This window comes from Streptomyces sp. NPDC005202, assembly GCF_040608235.1.
GTDB lineage: Bacteria > Actinomycetota > Actinomycetes > Streptomycetales > Streptomycetaceae > Streptomyces.
Genome location: NZ_JBEXHW010000037.1, coordinates 31,230 through 50,471 on the forward strand (window position 1 = coordinate 31,230; position 19,242 = coordinate 50,471).

14 protein-coding genes are annotated in these 19,242 nt (G+C 69.3%); 7 read left to right on the forward strand and 7 right to left on the reverse strand.

The features are described 5' to 3' along the window. From ABZV31_RS32875 to eccE, 3 genes are all read right to left on the reverse strand, one after another. Positions 1-1,042, reverse strand: a 1,042-nt coding sequence (locus ABZV31_RS32875; RefSeq protein WP_355900522.1) for an SCO5717 family growth-regulating ATPase, incomplete at its 3' end; no start/stop codon positions are given. A 387-nt stretch (positions 1,043-1,429) separates the two neighbouring features. Next, the gene (locus tag ABZV31_RS32880) at positions 1,430-2,191 is read right to left on the reverse strand and encodes a hypothetical protein (RefSeq protein WP_355900547.1); all 762 of its coding nucleotides are present in this window, start codon (positions 2,189-2,191) and stop codon (positions 1,430-1,432) included. Between the two features lie 11 nt (positions 2,192-2,202). After that, the gene (eccE, locus tag ABZV31_RS32885) at positions 2,203-3,537 is read right to left on the reverse strand and encodes a type VII secretion protein EccE (RefSeq protein ID WP_355900523.1); all 1,335 of its coding nucleotides are present in this window, start codon (positions 3,535-3,537) and stop codon (positions 2,203-2,205) included. A 199-nt stretch (positions 3,538-3,736) separates the two neighbouring features. Here eccE and eccB point away from each other — a divergent pair, with 199 nt between their 5' ends. The 7 genes from eccB to ABZV31_RS32920 all read left to right on the forward strand — a co-directional run bounded on the left by eccB (position 3,737) and on the right by ABZV31_RS32920 (position 11,254). Beyond that, a complete protein-coding gene (gene eccB / locus ABZV31_RS32890) occupies positions 3,737-5,260 on the forward strand; it encodes a type VII secretion protein EccB (RefSeq protein ID WP_355900524.1) in 1,524 nt (507 codons plus the stop codon). Between the two features lie 13 nt (positions 5,261-5,273). Continuing rightward, a complete protein-coding gene (mycP, locus tag ABZV31_RS32895; RefSeq protein ID WP_355900525.1) occupies positions 5,274-6,527 on the forward strand; it encodes a type VII secretion-associated serine protease mycosin in 1,254 nt (417 codons plus the stop codon). A 364-nt stretch (positions 6,528-6,891) separates the two neighbouring features. Beyond that, positions 6,892-7,317 carry a hypothetical protein gene (locus tag ABZV31_RS32900; protein WP_355900526.1) on the forward strand — a complete coding sequence of 142 codons (426 nt, stop codon included), beginning with the start codon at positions 6,892-6,894 and terminating at the stop codon, positions 7,315-7,317. Beyond that, positions 7,317-9,122, forward strand: coding sequence for a WXG100 family type VII secretion target (locus tag ABZV31_RS32905; protein WP_355900527.1), 1,806 nt, complete (start codon positions 7,317-7,319; stop codon positions 9,120-9,122). Before ABZV31_RS32900 ends, ABZV31_RS32905 begins: the two co-directional genes overlap by 1 nt. A 93-nt stretch (positions 9,123-9,215) precedes the next feature. Beyond that, entirely contained in the window at positions 9,216-10,430 is a 1,215-nt protein-coding gene (locus ABZV31_RS32910) for a S8 family serine peptidase (RefSeq protein ID WP_355900528.1), read from the forward strand. A gap of 113 nt (positions 10,431-10,543) precedes the next feature. Then, complete coding sequence (locus ABZV31_RS32915) at positions 10,544-10,882, forward strand: WXG100 family type VII secretion target (RefSeq protein ID WP_355900529.1); 339 nt, start codon at positions 10,544-10,546, stop codon at positions 10,880-10,882. A gap of 66 nt (positions 10,883-10,948) precedes the next feature. Then, positions 10,949-11,254, forward strand: coding sequence for a WXG100 family type VII secretion target (locus ABZV31_RS32920; protein WP_355900530.1), 306 nt, complete (start codon positions 10,949-10,951; stop codon positions 11,252-11,254). A gap of 202 nt (positions 11,255-11,456) precedes the next feature. Here the strand turns inward: ABZV31_RS32920 and ABZV31_RS32925 are convergent, their stop codons facing one another. From ABZV31_RS32925 to eccCa, 4 genes are all read right to left on the reverse strand, one after another. Further along, on the reverse strand, positions 11,457-12,008 hold the full coding sequence (locus ABZV31_RS32925) for a hypothetical protein (RefSeq protein WP_355900531.1): 552 nt from the start codon (positions 12,006-12,008) through the stop codon (positions 11,457-11,459). A gap of 28 nt (positions 12,009-12,036) precedes the next feature. After that, a complete protein-coding gene (locus ABZV31_RS32930) occupies positions 12,037-14,352 on the reverse strand; it encodes a DUF6571 family protein (RefSeq protein WP_355900532.1) in 2,316 nt (771 codons plus the stop codon). Continuing rightward, on the reverse strand, positions 14,352-14,867 hold the full coding sequence (locus tag ABZV31_RS32935) for a hypothetical protein (RefSeq protein ID WP_355900533.1): 516 nt from the start codon (positions 14,865-14,867) through the stop codon (positions 14,352-14,354). The genes ABZV31_RS32930 and ABZV31_RS32935 overlap by 1 nt, the downstream gene beginning before the upstream one ends. A 319-nt stretch (positions 14,868-15,186) precedes the next feature. Next, positions 15,187-19,149 carry a type VII secretion protein EccCa gene (gene eccCa, locus ABZV31_RS32940; protein WP_355900534.1) on the reverse strand — a complete coding sequence of 1,321 codons (3,963 nt, stop codon included), beginning with the start codon at positions 19,147-19,149 and terminating at the stop codon, positions 15,187-15,189. Positions 19,150-19,242 lie beyond the last annotated feature (93 nt).

A 19,242-nucleotide genomic window follows, 5' to 3' on the forward strand; every position in this document is an offset into this window, starting at 1 on the left:
CGTCGTGGACGTCGCCGTCCGCCTGAGCCTGCGCGCCTCCGGCCGCGGCAGCGGCGTCCTGCGGCCCGGCGTCGGAGAGTTCCGGCTCCGCGGTCTGTGGGTCGTCACCCGGGCCGTCGGTCGCATCGGCGGTGGACGAACCGTCGCCGTGTCCGCCCCCGCCCTCCGACTGCCCGGCAGTGTCCTCGAAGGCAGTGGCAACGTCACTGTCCTCGGCGGCCACCCGGTCCGCCTCGGCCGCCGAGGACTCGCCCCCCGGCACCTCGCCGTCGCCCGGAACCGCTCCGGCGGACTGGTCACCGAGCTCCGCATCACCGGCCGCCGGTTCCGTCACACCCGGGTCGTCCTCCGCGGCACCACCGCTCTCGGAGCTCTCACCGGCAGCGGTGCCTTCGCCGGCAGCAGCGCCGTCACCCGAAGCAGTGCCGTCACCCGCAGCAGTGCCGTCGCCCGAAGCAGTGCCCTCGCCCGCAGCAGTGCCGTCGCCCGCAGCAGTGCCCTCGCCCGAAGCAGTGCCGTCGCCCGCAGCAGTGCCCTCGCCCGCAGCGGTGCCCTCACCCGAAGCAGAGGCCGTGGCCCCCGCGTCACCGCTGACGCCCTCGGCAGGCGCCTCGCCGCTCCCGGCGGAACCGGAGTCCGCGGCCTGGGCCTCGGCCGCCCGCTCGGCGAACTCGCGCTTCAGAGCAGCCGCGGAAATCCGCATCGTCGCACCACTCACGAGGTCACCGTTCCCGGTGTCCTCCCCCTCCGGCGTCACCGGCGAAACGGCAGCCGTCGGCGCCCAGGCGGGCTGGAAGGCGGAGCCGGGCGGAAGATCCGGAACCTCGACGGGGGGTCCGACCGGCGGCGGGGGAGGCGCGGCGGCACCGGCGGGGGTCGGCGAGGCCCCGCCTGCGGTGCCCGACGCGTTCTGCGTGTACCAGGCAGGGGGCGCGTAGTCGATGGTGAACTCGCCCGTCGTCTCGATGGCGGACTCCGCGTCGGACTGGTCATCGCCGGGTGTGGCCCAGCCCCCGCGGATCCCGTCCCGATCGCTGTTCACAGTTCCTCCTGGTGTGGTCGAGCACCCTCATGCCGTGCTGGGGCGACCGTTCGTGTCGTACGGTCGGTCGAAATCGTTCAGCCGGCGACCCGAACCGATCCGGCCCGCCCGGCCCTCCCCCGGAGCGCCGACGGCCCAGCCGCGGGTTCTGATGTGGCGCCCGGTCCCAGCCTAATCTCCACAGGCACGATGACGGCAGGCCCGTCCAACCCTCCGTGCCTCACCGTCGCGTCACACGCCGCCCCCAACTCACGTGCGCGCGCGCCGAGTAACCGGCCAAACCGGTTGATATGTCACTGAACAACCAGTCGAGAGCCGTAGGTATATCGCACCGAAGGATGGACGAACCGGTTTCAAGCGCCCAAGCCCGGTCAGCGGCAGGCGCTTTCAGTCCATCCGGCGCGGCGTACCCAACAATCCGATCTCGGCGTCGGTGGGCTGGGTCATCACGTACTGCCGGTCGCGGTCGGCGCACCAGAGCGTGACACCGTCGGCAAGCGTGGGCAGGGAGTCCATGTCCGCCCGGGGCAACGCCATGGTGCGGCCCAGCTCGGCGGCCTCGTCCGGTGAGATCCGCTGGACGCCGACGAGCCGCGCCTGTCGTATGAGCCGGGGCGCGACCGGGCTCAGATACGGCAGCAGGGTCACCACCGACTGCCAGGGGCCCGAGACCACCCGGCCCCGCGGCGGGCGCATGCCGCAGTCCCGCACCACGAGCACCGGCGTGCCGGCCGACGCGCCCTGCGGGGGCACCCGGCCGACGTCGTACACCGCCAGGCCGTTCTGCCCGCCGCCCATGGCGTGCACCATCTGCATCCAGGACTGCGCCCGCCCGGTCTCCACGGCGACACGCGCCCCGGTCGCCGCCGCCCGCAGGGCGAGGACCTGAGCGGTCCACAGACCGCCGATGAGGACGACGTCGTACGGCGTCGGCCGGTTGAGCCCCAGCACGGCGGGCTGCCCCTCGGCGTCCACGCCGATGACGACGCCGTCGTCCCCGATGGGCAGGGCGAGCGCGTCCACCTGCTCCACGGACAGGGCATGCCGTCCGTGCCGCGGGCCGATCAGCCCGAAGCCGCTGCGCAGCCGCCCGCGCAGCCGCTCGGTGACGGAGGGCGGGGCACCGCCCGAAACATCCGCTGTGTGCATGGTCGTGGCGGTCACCGGGCACCTCCGAGAGGCAGCGTGGCGAGCATGCCGGGCACCTGCTCCCGGTCGAGACGGGCGAGCCCCGCGCCCGCCTGGCGGGCGGCCTCCTCCAACGCACGCCGGGCCGCGACCAGTTCGTCGTCACTGCGCCCGGTCACCCGAACGTGCCCGCACAGCGCTATGTCCTGCCGCTCCCCGCGCGCGAGCGTGAGGCTGAAGGTCGTGGCGAGCGCCGGCACGGCGGTGAGCTGGGCCACGAGCTGAGGCAACGACGGCCCGTGGCCGCCCAGTTGGGGCCAGCGGCGGATCCAGTACGTGGTGTGCCGGCGGTTGTCGCAGCGCCAACTGCGGCCCGACTCCTCGGTCCGCCGCTCCCGCACCTCGGTCCGCCCGGCCTCCGCCGTCACCAGCGGGTTGGCGCACGCGGACGTGGCGATAGCGGCGGTCAGCTCCTCCTCGTTGAGCACGGTCGTACGGAACCCGGCCCCCGTCAGCCGACTCGCAAGGTGATCTGCAACGCGCGCAAGACACTTCTGCGCCCCCACGAGCCCCCCACCGCGCGCGGCCACCGCCTCCTGGCACAGCTCGGGGTCGAGCTTCAGCGCGATCCACGTGATGCGCACCGCCGGAGCGCCGGTCTGCGCCTGCAGCGGCGCGTAGTTGGTGACGGCGACGGAGTGCTGCGGCAGGTGCAACGCCGGCGCGGGCTGCGTGTGCAGCACGATCTGCGCCGACTCCAGCCGGATCCCGTCCACTTCGAGCGCGTCCCGCACCAGCCCGACCGGCAACGGCTGCCGCCCCCGCTCGGCCCGCAACGCGGTCACATCGGCCTCGACCTGCACAACGGCACTGACGAACGTCCCGTCCCCGACCATCCCGACGGGACGACGATCGCGACCGCCGTAGGAGTAGGTGCGCAGGGTGGGGTCGCATTCGACGGCTGGGGCGAGCCCCGGCTCCGTGCCCGGCGGTATCGGTGTGTGCGCCGCCCGCCGCTGACGGGATCGCAGAGCCCGTGCCGTGGCGAGCCATTCGGGCAGTGAGCGACCGCGCCGGCGGACCAACGCGAGCAGGACCAACGCGACCGCGACGACGGCCGCCGGCACCAGCGCCACGGGACCGATGGCCCATCCGACGAGCAGGAGCGCGGCCGCGAGCTCCAGCAGTACGAGCCGTTGCAGCCGGAATGACCCGGCCTGTCCCTGACGCGCCCTGAGATGGAGGGCCCCCGGCCCTTGGGGCGGTGCGCCCGCTCCGGTGGAGGGCTGTGGCGCCCCCTGCCGGGGCGCCGAGGACTCCCGCGCCTGAGCCCGGTCACGGGACCGGGTCCGCGTCCCCGAAGCCATCACTCCATCCCCCCGCTTTGCTCACAACTCGCTGGCATTTCAGCACCACATAGGGCTCTTGAAGGTCCAGGTACCCTACCCGCTCCACCAGCCCCTCCGGATACCAGGCATAGTAGGGGGCCGGTCTGACAACGGACGGCGGGGGACGTCGCAACCCCCGAGCGCTGCCCAGGCGGAAAACGGGGAGAGACAGGCACAGATGGCATCTCGGCGGGACCAGCTCAACGCCTACACCTTCGCGAAGCGCCGCATGCTCGCGTCCTTCGTCCAGTCGTCCCCCGACGGCTCGGAGGAAGGGGCACCGCGGCCGCTGCGCGGAGTGCTGCCCGGCGTCATCGTGGGCGTGGTCGTCATGGCCGTGTTCGGGGCCTGGGGCATGTTCAAGCCGACTGCACCCCAGGGCTGGGACGCACCCAACGAAAAGGTGATCATCGCCAGCAAGTCGACCACCCGCTACGTCGTCCTGAAGACCGACGGCAAGGACCAGCTGCACCCGGTCCTGAACATGGCGTCGGCCAAGCTCCTCCTCACCCCCGGCCAGGGCGAGGTCGTCACCGTCGCCGAGTCCGTCCTCGACAGCGGCAGGATCCCGCACGGCGTCACCATCGGCATCCCCTACGCCCCCGACCGGCTCCCCTCCGACAAGGAAGCCGGCGCGGCCAAGCGCTGGGCCGTGTGCGAGCGGCCGAGCGCGGGCGGCCGCTCCATCCAGAAGGCGGCGCTGGTCCTCGCCGCCCGCGACATGCAGAAGACGGAGGGCAAGGAGCGTCTGCGCGGCGGCCAGTTGCTCTACGTCGTGGACCCGGACCAGAACCGCTACGTGGTGGACGCGAGCGGCATGGCCTACCCGGTCGACAAGAGCGACGAGCTGCTGCTCCGCACCATCGTCGGCTCGGGCCGCGAGCCGGAGCGGGTGTCGAAGGAGTGGCTGGCCACCCTGCACCAGGGCGACCCGATCACGTTCCCGAAGATCGACGGCGTCCCGGGCACGCCCGCACACGCACCCGGCCAGCTCGACGACTCGGTGAACAGGGTCGGCATGGTGCTCAAGGCGTTCGACGCCAGCAAGGAGCAGTACTACGTGGTGCTGCCCGACCGGGTTGCGCCCGTCTCCGACTTCGTCGCCCAGCTCCTGCTGTTCAGCAAGGACCTGGCCCAGCTCGGCCAGGCCGGTCACGCCCGTGAGGTGAGCCCCGGCGCGATCGTTCCGGGCAAGGCGTTCGGCACCGAGCACAAGTGGCCCACGGCCGACCCCGTGGCCGTCAACGACGCCTCGGAGACGACCGGCAGCCGCAGCACGATCTGCAACGTCCTGCGCGGTGTGGACGCCGGCAACGGCGACACCACCCTCAGCACCTGGGCGGGCACCGACTTCCCGGCCACACTCCCCGTCGGCTCCGCCAGCGCCTACGTCACGCCCGGCTCCGGCCAGCTCTACCGCCAGTTCCAGGGCAAGGCGACCAAGGTGGGCCCCGTCTTCCTGGTCACCGACACGGGGCTGCGCTACGTGCTGCAGTCCAACTCGGACAGCGCCACGAACGACGTGGGCATCGGCGTGACGGCCAAGGAACGCAAGCAGCTGGAACAGGAGGCCCAGGAGGCCCAGACACGACTCGGGTACGCCGACGTGAACCCGGCGCCGATTCCCGCCTCCTGGTCCGAGTTCCTGCCCACGGGGCCGCGCCTGTCGACGGCCGCGGCACGCCAGCCACAGGGCTCGTAGGAAGGCGGAAGACATGTCGTACGCGCCCTCCTCGCGCTTCCTGCGTTTGGTCGCGGTCACCGCCGCGACGCTGGTGACTACGAGCACCGTCCTCACGCCCCCCGCGGTGGCGGACGACTCCTTCACGGATCAGTGCACGTTCCCCAACAAGACGAAGTACCCGGGCCGTCCGTGGGCCCTGCAGCGCGTGCAGCTGGACGCCCTGTGGAGCCGGTCGAAGGGCAAGAATGTCCGGGTGGCGGTGATCGACACCGGAGTGGACGTCAAGAACCCGCAACTCACCGATGCGGTGGACGTCAGGAGCGGCCGCAACTTCCTCCCGTCGAAGGACAGCAAGGGCAAGGCGATCGACCGGGGCAACGACAGCGGTACGACGGACACGGTCGGCCACGGCACCAAGGTCGCCGGCATCATCGCGGCCCGCCCCGCCAAGGGCACCGGCTTCGTCGGCCTCGCCCCCGAGGCGACGATCATCCCGGTCAAGCAGAACGACGCGGAGGGCCACGGCGACGCGCTGAGCCTGGCCAGAGCCGTGCGTTACGCGATCCAGGCCAAGGCCGACGTCATCAACATCTCCCAGGACACGCAGAACGCGGTGGAACCGACCCCCCGCCTGAAAGAGGCGATCGACGCGGCCCTGGCCCAGAAGATCGTGGTGGTGGCGTCGGCGGGCAACGACGGCCTCGGCGGCAACGTCAAGAAGACATACCCGGCGTCGTACGACGGCGTCCTCGCGGTCGCGGCCTCGGACCGCAACAACGAGCGCGCCTCCTTCTCCCAGTCCGGCGACTTCGTCGGCGTGGCGGCCCCCGGCGTCGACATCGTCTCCACGGTGCCGAAGGGCGGTCACTGCTCCGACAGCGGTACGAGCTTCTCGGCGCCGTACGTGGCAGGCGTCGCGGCGCTCATCAAGGCGAAGCATCCGGACTGGACGGCCCGCGAGGTCGTCGCCCAGATCGAACAGACCGCGGAGCGCACGATCGCCGGTCACGACCGCCTCGTCGGATGGGGCGTCGTCGACCCGGTCCGCGCCGTGACGGAGGACGACCACCCGATCGAGACCCCCAACCCCAAGGAGGGCCTCACCAAGGCCCAGGCCCCCACCCCCGCCAAGCTCCAACTCGGCGAAACCCCGGACGAACGCAACGCCCGCCTCGCCACCTACGTGGCCGTGGGCGCCGCGGTCCTGGTGGCGGGCCTCGGCGGCACGGCGGTCGCGATCCGGGACGCGCGGAAGCGGGCGCGGAGGGTTGCGGGGGTGGAGTGAGGCCGTGACGTGCCGAACGTTCGCAATGGCCACACAGCAACTCCGGACGCCCAGGGTGACCTGGTGCCGCTCGACGTCCCTTACGTGCGGATGACCATGGCGGTTGAGTACCCGTACTCAGGTCCGCCGAGCGTGCGCCGCCTGGTCTCCAGTGGCAGCGGCGGCCCAGGTGAGCGCAGTGTCCTGGCGTGAAGAAAGGGTGAATTCTGACGGGGGTGGTAGCACACCTGTTGCATAAGGCAGTTGGGGCTGTCACAGGGGTTGGCTAGAGTGATCGTGTTGCGGACATGAACGCTTGAGGGGTGCAGTCGCCCTGGGGCGGGCGACGAAAACGGGGAGGGAAGGCATCGTGCTTCCTGCGGACATGGCAGGCTTCAAGGTCGGCGCCGAAGTGCTGGGCACCTTCAAGCAGCGCATCGACAAACTGCTGTCCGAGTTCGAGGATTCGGCGGGCAGCCCTTCCAAGGTGGGCGCCCAGCGCATCACCCGGTCCTCCCTCAGTGGGCCCGGCACCTTCCATGAGGCGGACGCCCTGTTCGCTCAGTACGAGCGGGTGCACGAGCGCCTCACGCAACTCTCCAGGATGCTGGGACAGCAGATCGAGGCCATGGGGATCGCGACGCAGGGCGCGAAGCAGGGCTTCCACAACCTTGATGAAGACCAACGACGTCGCTTCTGGGAGATCCAGGTCGAGATCGACCGTCAGCACGACGAAGCCCAGCGTAAGAAGTCCGGCGAAGGCGAGCAGAAGCGGAACGACGCCAAGAAGTCCACGAAGGGACTCCAGTAGTGAGCGGGGACGACAAGGCGCCGAAGAAGCTGACCGACCAGCAGCGCATCGACGTTCAGGTCGGCCAAGTCAACGCGCTGGCCCAGATGTCGGACGTGATGCACGATGTTTTCGGGTTCAAGCACGTTCGCATCCTGGGGTCCGGCAAGGTCACGGACTTCGAGGACCACGATCTCAACCACATGATCGACCTGGTCCATCATGCGAAACCCGCTGACCTGGAGCATGTCGGTGAAGCGTTTGGGAAGGCGAGCAAGGCGATCAGCGACGCCGCCGCGGAACTCAGGCGTCACCTCAAGTATGCGGGCGAGGACTGGAAGGGCGAGGCCGGCTCGGCGTTCCAGGCGTGGGGAGAGAAGCTCGCCAAGCACGCCGACGACCTGGCCACGTTCGCCGACAACGCCAAGGTGCAGATCACGGCCGCCGCGACAGGGCTCGCGTCAGTTCGCAGCTCCATGCCGCCCCGGGACACTCGCGCCGCGGAGAAGCAGAAGCGTCCGGGACAGCTCCCGGCGGCCAAGCAGGTCGAGAGCAACGCGGAGTACGCCGAGGCGGTCCGGGTCGAGAAGGACCGGCAAGAGGCGATCAACCAGATGAATCGCCTGGCGTCCTTCTATGCGGTGTCGGGGGAGGAGCTGGCCAAGCTGGATCAGACGCCGCCGGTTTTCGAGGCGATGCCTGATGTGGGGGTACCGGGGAGGATTGAGGCTCCGGGCCCGGGCGCCACTAGCTCCCATCCCGGTGGCCTCCACTCAGGTTCAGGCCATCGAAGCGTTGTCAGCACGAACGAGGCCAGACACGTCGACGTGTCACGTGGTGACTCCGGCAACAGTGTCCTGCCCACTGGGCATTCAACAGGCGACGCGAACGTTCAATTGCACCTGCCCACTGTCGGTACGGAGATCAACAGCGTTGGCACGCTGCCACCGGAAACCGCGAAGCCGGCGCCTGTGATCCCCCCTTCTGCTTCCACGGGCCCCAGCGGACCTTCTGGGGAGATGTTCCCTCCGATGGGGACCGGTGCGGTACCTCCCGTCTTCGGCGGGCCGGTCGGCCGCACTGGCGGATTCGGCGGAACAACGGGCGGCAAGGCTCCCGTATCGGCCCAGGGACGGGTCACGACCGCTGAGGGCACCACTGCCGGAGGGCGCGGCCCGGTGGGCCCGGTGGGCCGCCCTTCGACGGTCGGCCAGCCGGGCGCCCGCGGGCCTGTCTCAGCGACGGGCAGGTCGCCCATGGGAAGAGGTGTCACCGGCGGCATGCCGAGGACTGCGGGCACGGTGGGCCCACGCAATGGCGGTGTGCCGGGCGGGCGTGTGAGCGGCATGCCCGGTCAGCCTGTGGCGCGGACCGGCCCCGGAGCCACGGGCGCTGCGCGTACGGGTGGCGTGGTTGGTGGCAAGCCCGCTGCTGAAGCCGGCGCAAGTACTTCCGGTGGCAGGGTTCCGCGCGGCACGGTCATCGGTGGCGAAGGCGCACCCGGCGCGCGTACGACGGGCGAAAGGCCGGGGCAGCGCGGGGTGATCGGTGCGAACAACTCAGCGCCCGGTACAGGTCAGGGACAGTCTCCGCGCCGGTCTCCGGGTAATCCGGACGGTGTGGTCGGGGCACCCGCGGGTCGGGTAGGCGCCCGGGGTCCCGGAGCCGCCTCCGGCGGTACCGGCCTGGTGCGTGGCTCTGCGGGAGACCACAGCCCTGAGCGTGCCGCTGATGGGGGAACGCGGCGTCAAGATCACTCTGCCGAGGACAAGAAGCGCACGCGTGGTGACGCGCGGCGCGGCGATGCGCCGTCGGCGACCGACTGACCGAAACGAGCGAGGACGTACAGAAGCATGAAGTCAAGGACTGGCGTACGCCGCATGCGGGCCGCGCTGTGCGCGGGGCGTGCCCGGAGACGTGTGACCACCGTGGGGGCGGCGCTCGGTGCCTTGGCCATCATGTCCGCGGGGCTGGCTCCTGCCGCGGTTGCCGACGACATCCAGTCGCAGCAGTGGTATTTGGACGCGATGAACGCCCAAGGGCTGTGGAAGGTCAGCACGGGTAAGGGCATTTCGGTCGCAGTGATCGACAGCGGCGTGAACCTTGACACGAATGCGCTGAAGGGGCAAGTGCTCCCGGGCGTCGACGTTACGGGAAGCGCGGGCGACGAGACGGACGACTACACGGGCCACGGAACATCGATGGCCGAATTGATCGCAGGGACCGGTAAGGGCGGGAGCCTTCAGGGAGTCGCACCCGGCGCCAAGATCATCCCGATCCGCACGCGGCTGAACGGGCTCAAGGACGAGGAGGCCACGAGGAAGGGGGACACTGTCGCCAAGGCCATCCGAGCCGCTGCTGATTCCGATGCGAAAATCATCAGCATGTCCCTCACCACGGATTACCCCATCGATGGGGGACTGGAAGCAGTTCAGTATGCCCAAAGCAAGGGCAAACTGCTCATCGCTGGTGTGGGTAACGATGCCGAGGACGGAAATTACATCGGCTATCCCGCGAAGTACCCTGGCGTGGTCGCAGTCTCGGCGATCGACGAGACCGGTGAAGTAGCCAAGTTCTCGGAGCACGGCAACTACGTGGACTTGGCCGCGCCGGGTGTGGACGTGCCGACCTGGTGTGACAACAGCTTCAAGTCCTACTGCGCCAAGAGCCGGGGCACCAGCCAAGCCACCGCCATCACTGCCGGTGCAGCCGCCCTCATCTGGGCCGCCCACCCCAAGTGGACCGCCAACCAGGTGCTCCGCGTGCTGATCGACACCGCGGGCCGGGACTGGCCGAAGAACACCCCGAGCCGATACCTCGGCTACGGCACGATTCGGCCGGCGCAGGTGCTCCTGAAGGGCAGGGGGAACCCGGGGCCCGCTGACATCGATCCACTGACCAACAAAAAGACGCCCGGCGTGTCCGCCAACGCCGGTGGTGCTTCACCCTCCACTTCCGCATCAGACTCGTCACAAGCCTCGAAAACCACTTCAGGCGGCCGGACTTCGGCGGCAGGATCAAGTGCGGAGTCGTCCGGCAACACCACGCTGTGGGTGGCTCTCGGAGCCGCGGCGGCCGTGGTGGTGGTCGGAGGCGGAGCCTTCGCGGTGATGCGCTCACGGCGAGGTGTATGACCGCCATGGCCCGCCGCCTGTGACGGGTGGCGGGTTGCGCAATCAACCAGCGCCGCACCACTCGGTGTTGCGCCCCAGGAAGACAAACCCCTCTCACGAAAGGGAGTGCCGAGATGGCTGACGGCCGCAAGCTTGAAGAAGAGCACGTAAAGAAGCTCCAGACGAACGTGATCGACCGGTACGACTCGGTCAAGAAGCAGCTCCAGAAGCTCCAGGGCTGCATCGACATGATCGAGGCCAACTGGACCGGCTTCGGCGCCAACGCATTCAAGACCAAGCAGCACGAAATCAACGAGCACATGGCCGGAATCGGGCGCATGCTCGACGACTTCCTGCAGGGAATCCACCTCACCAAGACGGACAAGGACAAGCTCGAGGACGAACTCCACTCCACGATCTCCAGCATCGAAGTGGATGCCGGCGCGAAGACCTCGGCGCTCAACTACTACTGACGGGCCCCCAACCGCACCCTCCCGGACCGCGAGGTCCTTCTCACATCGTCAAGGAGATGAGGAAACATGACCGGCACGCCGCACCTTGAGGACCTTGCCGTCAAGTACGGCACCCTGGACGCGCTCGCCACCGAACTTGGCAACCTGGCCAAGCAGCTCGAGAGCGACCTCACCGCGCTCAAGAGGGGCGTTCACGACGCGGCTGCGGGCTGGGCCGGCGACGCGTACGACGCCTTCCAGCGGAAGTCGAAGGAGTGGGACAACCACACCTCCGCCATCCACCAGGCGCTGCTCTCCATCACGCAGAAGGTGCACCAGGCCGGCGGTGACTACCGCGGCGGCGACAAGAAGGCGGCCAGCTACTTCGAGTGAGCCGGGCCGGCTCGAGACACCGGGGTGGGTACGCGCGGGAGGTGCCCACCCCGCTTCGTGCCCGCGTCAACCTGCCCCGTGCCGAGGTTGCCGGAATCGCAGTTGCCGTCAATCGTGCCTTCGTCCGCAGTGACTTCTCTGTCTATGCGTTGCCGGTGTTCTGAGGCACCTCGGCCAGCCAGGGCCGACGGCTGGTGCCCACTTACTGTGCCCCTTCTGTGCACGCGGCCGAATTTTCGACCTCCTTGGTGTACGAGATGATGAGGCGCTTCATCGCGTCGGCGTCCTTGTGCTTCGAGCCGTCCGCCTGTACGGCGGTGTACAACTCCTCGTCGTGCCTGGTGTCGACGCACCCCTGCGTCTTGCCGAAAGCCTGGTTGCCCGAGTACCGGAACCTTCCTTCGTCCGCCGCGCGGTCCGGAACCTCGAGGGTTTGGGCGGACGCGAAGTAGGCCGTGGTTCTTCCCCTTTCCAGCCACGCCTGAGTGGTGGACACGATGAGCTTGCCGTCGACGAGCAGCTCACAGCCCTTGATGGCCGTGTGGGAATTGTCCCGTACGGTGATTCTGCGCCCCGGGGGAAGGAACGGTGCCAGCTCGTCGCTGTCGACGGGTGTCCCGCACAGGGTGTGCGGGACCGCATATTCACGTCTCTCCTCGTCTCCGCCGCAGCCCGCGAGTACGGAGACGAGAACGGTGACTGCGGCGAAACCGACCAGACGGAGTCGCCCCGAGGCCGCACGACGGTAATTCATGGAAATCCCTCTGCCGGACCTGGTGTGATCAGGAGGTGGTGATACTGCCCGGATCCTGGCCCTGGAGAATGGCCCGGGCATTGATGTAGCCCTGACGCGCGGACTCACGCGCCCAGGTCGCGGCATCGCCCCCGTCGGCCGAGTGGTGCTGTTCCGCCGCGAGTCGTGCCGCCTGCCCGGTGATCTCGCCATTGCTCACGAGACCCGCCTGCCAGCGCTGGCCCATGGTCTCGTGGGCGTCGTCCATGGCATGGCCCTCGGCGTCCTTGAACACCGACTCCAGAACGACACTTGTGACGGTGCCGGCACCCCCGCCGACCGCCGCTCCGACCCAAGGGGTGGCGATGAACGACGTGCCGACTCCGATTGCGGTCCCCACCCCGCCCGAGATCCAGTTCTTGTACTGGGACACGGAGTGGTCGTACTCCTTGTCCTTTTCCGATGCCGGGCTCCCCACGGCCTCCTGACGGCCGAGCCCGAGAGTGCCGGACACCTCGCCGGACCTCTCCGCGATCTGCCGGACGACGAGTTCGTGGTCCTGGGAGACGCGCTGGTCGGCAGGCAGGTCCGGATTGAGGTGGTAGTCCATGAGCTTCGCCATGTAGGCCTTCTGGCCCACTTCGACGGCGGCGTAGCCCTCGTCGTTCTGCCCGATGGCGAAGAGGAGCTTGCTCACGTCCCTGTGCTCGAGTTCGGCCTCGGAGCCGGCCACCGGGTACAGCTTCTCGATGTCGTGCCAGTCGTCGGACGTGGCGTCCCTCTTCACGTCGCTCATGGCCCGGTTGATGTCGGGCAGGTACTCCGAGGCGATCTGCCCGACGCTGTCGGACATGTAGCCGTGTTTGGTCAGCCGCTCGGGGTCGTCCGCGACAGACGACACCAGGCTCTGCATCAGCTTGGCCTGCTCGGCGTTGTGCGGCGGCGTGTCCGGCGTCGGCATCTCGCCCGCCGGGTGCCCTGTGGTCGCCGCTTCCAGGGCCAGGGCCAGGTTGTTGCGGCCGGCGATGCTGTCGTTGCCCTTGTCGTCCTGGTCGTGCGGCCAGTCACGCTCCTCGAACAGGTACTGGAAGTTGCTGAGGGAGACCTTGCCCTTCTTGCCGTCGCCGTCGGTGTCGCGCTCGAAGGGGTTGTTCTCGTCGTTCCTGGACACGAACTCCTGGTTCAGGAAGGTCGTCGCCGCGTCCGGGCTGTTCGACAACGCCTTGAGGTACCCGGTCATCGGGTCCCATCCGGAGTCGCTGCCCGTGCGGTTGAGGAACGGGTCCATGCCCATGCGCTGCCAGGCGCCGTGCCGGCCGTTGCCCGTGAACTTCTTCTCCGTCTCGATCAGCTTGTCGCCGTACTGGATGAGGAACCCGTCGTCGTAGTCACCCCACCGCATGAGATTGCTCATGACCTGGGCCCCGAGCGGGAAGCCGCCGCTCCTGCCGACAGGCTTGTCGGCCATGTCGACCATCTTGGTCTTCCAGTCGGTCATGGCGGCCGAGTCGCTCTGTGTCGCGTTGGCGAGCGTGAGGCCGAGGTTCTTCTGCAGGTCATCGAACTGCTCCACCCGCTTGCTGCCCAGTTCCCATGCGCGGTGCGGGTCGTTGATACCGGCCCAGAAGTTCAAAGTTCCGTCTGCCCCGAGTCGTTTCGCGAACTCCTCCGCGAACAGATCGTCGTGCGCGTACTTCTTCAGTCCGGCGTTGAGCCTGTCGAACTCCTCCGGAGTCAGATCCTCCGGCTTCTTCTTCGCCAGCCCGGCGAGCTCGTCGGCCTCCTTGACGGCGTCGGCCGCCGCGTCCCGGTCGCCGTAACTGGCGTCCGAGAAGCCGAGCCGGCTCTGGTCGACCAACGCCTCCAGCACCTTCTTGGCCGAGTTGTCGCTCTCCGTCGCATCGTTCAGGATCTTCTGCACCTCGTCGCGCAGATCAGTGACGTCGCTCGGCTTGTGCTCGGGAACACTCGTGGCCTGCGCGGCGCGGTCGGGGTGGATGTTCATGGTGACGGTGAACGTGCCGTCCCCGGTGGACATCACCGTCAGGTTCTTCTTCAGGCCCCGCTCCAGCGCGTCGTGGAGCTTCTGCTGGTAGCCCTTCAACTCCGAGCACGTGTCCCGGAGAATGTTGCGGATGGACGTCGCCTGGGTGTGGGCGTCGGCGAACTCGCCGGCGGTCTTGCCGATGAACTCCTTCGAGACGGTGGCGTTCACGCCGGCCCAGTCGGCCTTGTTGGCGGCGCCCCTGAGTCCGTTCTCGGCGTGGTCCTTCAGTTTCTCGAGGTCCGTCACCATAGTGGACCAGTCGTCGATGGCGTCTTCCAGGAGGCTGAAGTCCGCGAAGCGGAGGGCGTCGAGATCCATCAGTCCTTGCCCTTCTTGGCGCCGGGATCACCGTAGATCCCGTTCTTCTCGCCGGGCTGACCGACGCGTTCGTCGAAGCCCGCGTCCAGCGCGTCGATGCTGCTCATCTGCCGCCGGATGTAGTGGTCGTCGTCGGCGTGCAGCTTTTTGGTGACGGTCATGTGGTTCGCGATGTGCGCGCACGCGTCCCGGAGGGACGTCAGCTGCTCGTCCCAGCGGGTCGCCACGTGCTGGAGTCCGGCGCCGAGGGCGAACCCCCGGTCGAAGAGCTTCCCGGCGGCCTTCTCACTGCTGGGTACGGCCCTGCGCCCCTTGTTCCACAGGTCGTTGTACAGGTCGAACGCGTGCTTGCCGATCACTGCCAGGCTGCCCTGGCTCACCTTCAGGTCGCCGTACTGGTCGGGGTCGTGCGGGGTGCCGCTTCCGCTGCCGGGATCCAGCTGGTTCAGCCGCATACGCGTCGATCCGCGCTCCGCGGCCTGAGCCTTCAGCTGCTCCCATTCGTGCCACGCCACGTGCGGACCCCTTCCCCGTGTCCCCGTGCACCCGCCCACCGGACGGGACCCTTCTGCCAGCCACCACATGCTCAGATCCGTGAGCTTGATTCAAGAGAGTTCACAGATCTCACCATACTTTCCACAAGTCGCAGGCGTGTGACTTGACACTACGGAACGGACTCCACGGCAAGAGTTCTTCGCCGTGGAGCCCGTGCAGCCCGTGGGGTTTGGGGGTTTGTGGGGTTCGCGAGCCTGGAGCCGCGGAGGTCGCGGGGCGCCTCACCGCCGCACAGCAGCCCAAAACGGTCAGAAGACCGCAACGGTCAAAAGATTATGGTCAGTACGCCTCCGGCACCAACCCCGTCTGCACCAACGGCTTCCCCCGCCGCCGCGACACGAAGACGCCCCGCCCCGCAGGCATCGGCCGCGGCCGTACCCCGCCCAGCAGGTCCCCCTCGCTGGGATCGCCAGCGAGTACGACACCCTGCGCGCCCAGCTCCGTCATCCGCTGCATGAACGGCTCGTACGAGGCCCGCCCGGCGCCCGCTGTCGAGCGGGCGATGATGAACCGCACGCCGACGTCCCGGGCGAACGGCAGCAGCTCCGTCAGCCCGCTCAGCGGGTTCCCGCTCGACGTCGACACCAGGTCGTAGTCGTCGATGACGACGTACACCGTCGGCCCCTGCCACCAGCTGCGGTCCCGCAGCTGCTGGGCCGTCACCTCGGCCGTGGGCGTGCGGCGCTGCATCAGGTCGGCCAGGGCGACCATGTGGTGGTCCATGGCGTTGGACATCGGAATGTACTCGGCCAGGTGCGAGTCCGGTGTCACGCCCAGCAGCGACCGCCGGTTGTCGACGACGAACAGTTTGCACTCGTCGCTGGAGTAGCGCTCCGTCAGCTGCTTGATCAGCAGCCGCAGCAGGTTGGACTTGCCCGACTCGCTCTCGCCGAAGACGAGGAAGAACGGGTCCTGCTCGAAGTCGACGAAGACCGGCTCGAGGTTGTTCTCGTCGATGGCGAACGCGATGCCGCGCTGCGGGAAGCGGTCGCCGGGGGGCAGCTGGTCCACGGGCAGCTCGCGCGGCAGCAGCCGGACTTCGGGCGCGCCCGGGGCCTGCCAGTGCCGGGAGACCTCGGCCGCCAGCGCCTGTGTGGCGTCGGCCAGGTCCGTGTCGGACGTCAGGCCGTCGATCCGCGGCACCGCCGCCATGAAGTGCAGCTTCTGCGGCGAGACACCGCGGCCCGGCACGCCCGCCGGGACGTTCGCCGCCACCTTACGGTCGATCTCGGAGTCCATCGTGTCGCCGAGCCGCAGCTCCAGGCGGTTCATCAGGTGGTCCTTGATGTTCGCCCGGACCTCCATCGACCGCGACGCGGTGAGGACCACGTGGATGCCGTAGCCGAGGCCTCGTGCCGCCATGTCCAGGACCAACGGCTCCAGGGCCTCGTAGTCCGCGCGGAAGTTGCCCCAGCCGTCGATGACCAGGAAGACGTCGCCCCACGGCTGGTCGGTGACCGAGATCTCGCCGCGGGCTCGCCGGGCTCGGAAGTCCGCGATCGACGGGATGCCGGACGAGCGGAAGTACTCCTCGCGGCGGGTCATCACGCCGTACACCTCAGCGACCGTGCGCCGCACCTTCTCCGGGTCCAGGCGGGACGCGACCCCGCCCACGTGCGGCAGGCCGGTCACCGCCGCCATGCCGCCACCGCCGAAGTCGAGGCCGTAGAACTGGACTTCGTACGGCGTGTGCGTGAGGGCGAACGAGGAGATCAGGGTGCGCAGCAGCGTCGACTTGCCCGACTGCGGACCGCCGATGATCTGCATGTGGCCGGCCGCGCCCGAGAAGTCGACCCACAGGGGGTCGCGCCGCTGCTCGTAGGGCTTGTCGACCAGGCCGACGGGCACCACCAGCCGTCCCGCGCCCTCGTACCCCGGCTGCGTCAGACCGCGGCCCTGCACCGCCGTGAGGCCGGGCAGCAGACCGTCCAACGACGGCGGGCTGTCCAGCGGCGGCAGCCACACCTGGTGCGCCGCGGGCCCCTGCGCCTCCAGTCGGCGCACGATGACGTCGAGCACGGTGTCCGCGAGCGCGTCGTCGACCTCGGAGGCCTCGGTGCGCTGCTGCGGCACCGGCGCGTACTGCACCGGCACCTCGGCCGCCGTGAACAGCACCGGCCGCCGGTCCACCGGCAGCGGACCGCCCGCGAGGGCCGTCCGCTGCGAGCCCGAGCGGTACACCCCGGAGACGTACGCCGCCTTGAACCGCACCATCTCGTCCGTGCCGAACTTCAGGAAGCCCGAACCGGGAACGTTCGGCAACTCGTAGGCGTCGGGCACGCCCAGCGCCGCCCGCGACTCCGCCGCGGAGAACGTGCGCAGACCGATGCGGTACGACAGGTAGGTCTCCAGGCCGCGCAGGCGGCCCTCCTCCAGGCGCTGCGACGCCAGCAGCAGGTGCACGCCGAGCGACCGGCCGATGCGGCCGATCTGCACGAACATCTCGATGAAGTCCGGCTTCGCCGTGAGCAGTTCGCTGAATTCGTCGATCACCAGGACGAGCGACGGGATCGGCTGCAGTGGGGCACCCGCCGCGCGTGCCTTCTCGTAGTCGTGGATGTTGGCGTAGTTGCCCGCGTCGCGCAGCAGCTCCTGGCGGCGGTTGAGCTCGCCGCGGATGGAGTCGCCCATGCGGTCGACCAGGGTCAGGTCGTCCGCGAGGTTGGTGATGACGGCCGCGACATGCGGCATCTGCGCCATGCCGGCGAAGGTGGCACCGCCCTTGAAGTCCGCGAGGACGAAGTTCAGCGTCTCCGAGGAGTGCGTGACCGCGAGGCCCAGCACGAGAGTGCGCAGCAGCTCCGACTTGCCGGAACCGGTGGCGCCCACGCACAGGCCGTGCGGGCCCATGCCCTCCTGCGCCGCCTCCTTGAGGTCCAGCATCACCGGCCGGCCGTCCTCGCCGACGCCGATCGGCACGCGCAGCCGCTCGGCCAGCGCGCGCGGCCTCCAGGTGCGCTTGGTGTCGACCGAGGCTGCGTCACCCAGGTTCAGCAGGTCGGTGAACTCCAGGTTGGCCAGCAGCGGCTCGTCGTCGTCACCGCCGGAGGCCATCCGCAGCGGGGCGAGCTGCCGGGCGAGGGCTTCGGCGGACTCGTACGAGAGGGCGTCCGGAGTGCCCTCGTAGACGACGCCGTGCGCCGACTCGAGGTGCAGCGACTGCGGCTGTACGACGATGGAGAGGTCGCCGCCCGCCCCGGTCAGCTCGCCGGGGACGACCTCGATGACCGTCACGCCCTGCAGACCCTCGGCGCCGGCCAGCACCGAGTCCGGCGGCAGGGAGAGGCTGTCCAGGAAGACCACGATGTGCGGCTGGTCCGCCAGCGGGGTCGCGTTCGGGTGGAAGCGCGGACGCCCGGCGAGCCTGGAGGAGATCAGGTTCTCCAGTTCGCGGCTGTCGCTGTCGATCAGCCGGCGGCTGCCCGCGCCGTCGACGGCACCGGGCGCCTGCGCGTGCGGCAGCCACTTGGCCCACTCCCAGTGAGGCAGGGCGTCCCGGCCCGCGGCGACCACGACGACGAGGTCCTCGGGCGAGTGCAGTGCGGCCAGCGAGCCGGCCAGCGCCCGTGCGGAGGACCGTACGGACTGCGGCTCGCCGCTGATGGTGACGTGGTAGAAGGCGCGCAGGGAGATCGCCATCGGCAGGTCGTCCAGGCTGCCGTGGACGGCGAGAAAACGCTGCATGGCGCCCGCCGTCAGCGGCTCCAGCTGGTCGACGGGGCCCGTCTCGGGGGCGATCAGGGGAGTCGCGAGCGCCTGCGGGCCGAGGCCGATGCGCACCTGTGCGAAGTCCTCGTCGCCGGGCCGCCGTTCCCACACCCGGCTGCCCTCGGCGACGAGGGCCCACAACTGGTCGGGGGAGGGGTGCAGGTAGTACTGCGCGTCGCGCTGAGCCTTCGCGGTGTCCAGGGCGCTCTTCCGGGTCTGCGCCAGATAGCTCAGGTAGTCACGGCGCAGGTCCGCCAACTGCCCCTGGGAGCCCCGGCGGAAACGGACCACCATGGCGATGGACATGGCCACCGTAGAGGCGATCATCACCATGCCCATGATCTTCATGAACGGCTGACCGTTCGTGAAGAAAAAGACCACCGAGCCGCCCATGCCGAGCGTGGGCAGCAGCTGCATCAGCACGCTCTCCTGGTGCCCCCGCGGCAGTTGGGGCGGAGGTTGCAGGACGATCTCGTCCGTGGGCACTTCGGACGGCAGCGCCCGAGGCGGACGCTTCACGACGATGTGGCTCACTGCTCACCAATTCCTAGCCGGGCCCCGAGAGTTCCCGTCCGCCACCCCGTGTCAGGCGGACGCCGCCGCCCCGTGCCGGGGGACGCAGGCCGC

Bases quoted from the DNA above. Each gene is read 5' to 3' on its own strand.
- ABZV31_RS32900 (WP_355900526.1), top strand. From the start codon at position 6,892: ATGGCAGGCTTCAAGGTCGGCGCCGAAGTGCTGGGCACCTTCAAGCAG.
- eccB (WP_355900524.1), top strand. From the start codon at position 3,737: ATGGCATCTCGGCGGGACCAGCTCAACGCCTACACCTTCGCGAAGCGC.
- eccE (WP_355900523.1), bottom strand. From the start codon at position 3,537: ATGGCTTCGGGGACGCGGACCCGGTCCCGTGACCGGGCTCAGGCGCGG.
- ABZV31_RS32930 (WP_355900532.1), bottom strand. From the start codon at position 14,352: ATGGATCTCGACGCCCTCCGCTTCGCGGACTTCAGCCTCCTGGAAGAC.
- mycP (WP_355900525.1), top strand. From the start codon at position 5,274: ATGTCGTACGCGCCCTCCTCGCGCTTCCTGCGTTTGGTCGCGGTCACC.
- ABZV31_RS32920 (WP_355900530.1), top strand. From the start codon at position 10,949: ATGACCGGCACGCCGCACCTTGAGGACCTTGCCGTCAAGTACGGCACC.
- ABZV31_RS32925 (WP_355900531.1), bottom strand. From the start codon at position 12,008: ATGAATTACCGTCGTGCGGCCTCGGGGCGACTCCGTCTGGTCGGTTTC.
- ABZV31_RS32880 (WP_355900547.1), bottom strand. From the start codon at position 2,191: ATGCACACAGCGGATGTTTCGGGCGGTGCCCCGCCCTCCGTCACCGAG.
- ABZV31_RS32915 (WP_355900529.1), top strand. From the start codon at position 10,544: ATGGCTGACGGCCGCAAGCTTGAAGAAGAGCACGTAAAGAAGCTCCAG.